The 2,079-nt window shown below is 45.8% G+C and carries 3 protein-coding genes; 2 read left to right on the forward strand and 1 reads right to left on the reverse strand.

Going from position 1 to position 2,079, the window contains the following annotated elements; genetic code table 11:
* Both KDK19_RS21535 and KDK19_RS21540 read left to right on the forward strand, forming a co-directional pair.
* On the forward strand, window positions 1–458 hold a 458-nt coding region (locus KDK19_RS21535; RefSeq protein WP_257292916.1), incomplete at its 5' end, for a hypothetical protein.
* A gap of 117 nt (window positions 459–575) precedes the next feature.
* The gene (locus tag KDK19_RS21540; RefSeq protein ID WP_257292917.1) at window positions 576–1,583 is read left to right on the forward strand and encodes a PD-(D/E)XK nuclease family protein; all 1,008 of its coding nucleotides are present in this window, start codon (window positions 576–578) and stop codon (window positions 1,581–1,583) included.
* Between the two features lie 88 nt (window positions 1,584–1,671).
* On the opposite strand, the gene KDK19_RS21545 is transcribed toward KDK19_RS21540, so the two are convergent.
* Window positions 1,672–1,935 carry an HNH endonuclease gene (locus KDK19_RS21545; RefSeq protein WP_257292918.1) on the reverse strand — a complete coding sequence of 88 codons (264 nt, stop codon included), beginning with the start codon at window positions 1,933–1,935 and terminating at the stop codon, window positions 1,672–1,674.
* Window positions 1,936–2,079: the final 144 nt, after the last annotated feature.

Consider the following 2,079-nt stretch of genomic DNA (forward strand, 5'->3'; position numbering starts at 1 on the left):
GTCAAGGCTGGAGCCGCCAATATGTGGCCAAATTGGTCAAGTCCGGCAAGATTCGTCTGCACAAGGGCAAGGTCAATCCGGACGAGGCCCTGAAGGCGATTCAGGCCCAGGCTGAGCCCTCAACTGTGCTGAGGAAACCTGCTTCCCAAGACCACTTGCCAGTGGCCCCCACTGATTCAAGACAGGCGGTGGATTTCGTCACGGCTCGCACTATGCGGGAAGCCTTCAGGGCAAAAATGGCTAGGATGGAGTATGAGGAAAAGGCTGGTAAGTTAACGGATGCGGCAAAAGTACGTGATGATGCGTTCCGGGCTGGGAGGATGCTCAGAGACGCATTATTGGGTATCCCGGATCGTCTGGCCGATGTTCTGGCTGCTGAAGAAGATTCACTGGCTGTTCGTCAGTTATTAGAAAATGAAATTGGGCAGGCTCTGGAAAAATTGGCGAACATTGACTGAGAATTATTTTTTTAGTGGATGCTTTAGCTTTAGCTGAACCTTAATTCAGTTGTCTGTGGGGTAAAGTTGTGATGGTATATGTCAGGTAAAAATGCAGCACCATTAGAAATGAAAAATATGACTATACCGAATATTTTCCGTTTTGCTACCAGTGAGCTTTCCCAAGATGCCTTTATCTGTTGGCTACTCTGCTGGGCTGACCCAGCGCTTAAAAGTGAAAATGCAGAACTGCACACCTGCGGTTTGAGCCTTTTAGATGCACTCTTCCATAAACAGGGAAAAACTCTGCCTGAAACCATCAATTCAGTTCAGGTCCGGAAACAGGACAGTAATATCGATATTCTCTGTATTATCAACGGTGAATATGCTGTTCTTATTGAGGACAAGGTTGGGACTAAACAGCACTCCAACCAACTTGAACGCTATAAATATGAAATAGCTAATAGGCATTATGATAGTAACAAGATAATACTGATTTATCTGCAAACCCGCGATCAGGGATCTTATAAAGTGGTCAAAGACAATGGCTACACCCCTTTTCTCCGACAGGATTTTCTGACTGTTTTGAATAGTTATCTGGGAAGTAATCAGATTCTGCTGGACTACCGTGGTCATTTGCAGAGTATTGAAAATCGAGTTAAGGGCTACCTTAACATCGACGTATCTCAATGGACTGGCGACCAGTGGATCGGTTTTTATATCCGATTGCAGGAAGAGCTGGGTACGGGAGACTGGGGGTATGTTGCCAATCCTTCCGGTGGCTTCTTTGGTTATTGGTGGTCCGCTTTTTGCGATGAGCATTCTGAGCAATACCTCCAGCTAGAACAAAACAAGCTGTGTTTTAAAATAGCAGTTAACAATAAGGAGGAACGTCGTCAGCTGAGAAGTCAGTGGCATAAGCAGATTCTTTCGGTGTCAAAAGATGATTCCTTCCGTTTGACAGTCACTCGACCATCCCGCTTTGGGAACGGCCAATACATGACTGTATGCATCTGCGAAGATTGGCGTATAACAAACTCTAGTGGTTTGCTTGATTTTAATCAGACAATTGAGCGTTTACGGGAAGCAATGAAGATTCTAAAGAATGCAATAATGGTTGCCAAAGGATCCATACAAATACCATAGATATCAGTGGGGTAGTTGGTTCTAGCTTACTGAGTATTTGGAGTACTCATGACTTTATAGCAAGCTGGTATGCGGGTCGTTCTGACGCTTACTTAGCTTGAGTTGCTTTGGGGCAGGGTATCTGCCCCTTCCACTGAATAATGCAGCGCAACTTTTCTTTCAGTGGCATGTCGGCAAATACGTGGTTAATGGTTTTGCAGCAGACCACCTTGTTATCGACGATATCCTGGCCTCCCAGGCTTTTGGGTACGACATGATCAATACTGGCATCACAGGGTTGAAGCACTCTCTTACAGTAGAAACACTGGTTTCCCTGCAACCAGAGCAATCTTTGGAGTTGTGACTTAGCCACGGATAGAGTCCTCTTTTCTTATGTCCAGCCCTTATATAAACGGTTTCTTTGCTGGCCTGAAACCCGATACACGACTGACGGTTTCAGAATGGGCCGATGAATACCGCATTCTGCCCATGAAAGCGGCCAAAGAAGCCGGACGCT

It is taken from the genome of Endozoicomonas sp. ONNA1 (assembly GCF_024606325.1).
Taxonomy (GTDB): Bacteria; Pseudomonadota; Gammaproteobacteria; order Pseudomonadales; family Endozoicomonadaceae; genus Endozoicomonas_A.

Excerpts from the sequence above, each read along its gene's own strand:
- KDK19_RS21540 (WP_257292917.1), top strand. The coding sequence starts at position 576 with ATGACTATACCGAATATTTTCCGTTTTGCTACCAGTGAGCTTTCCCAA.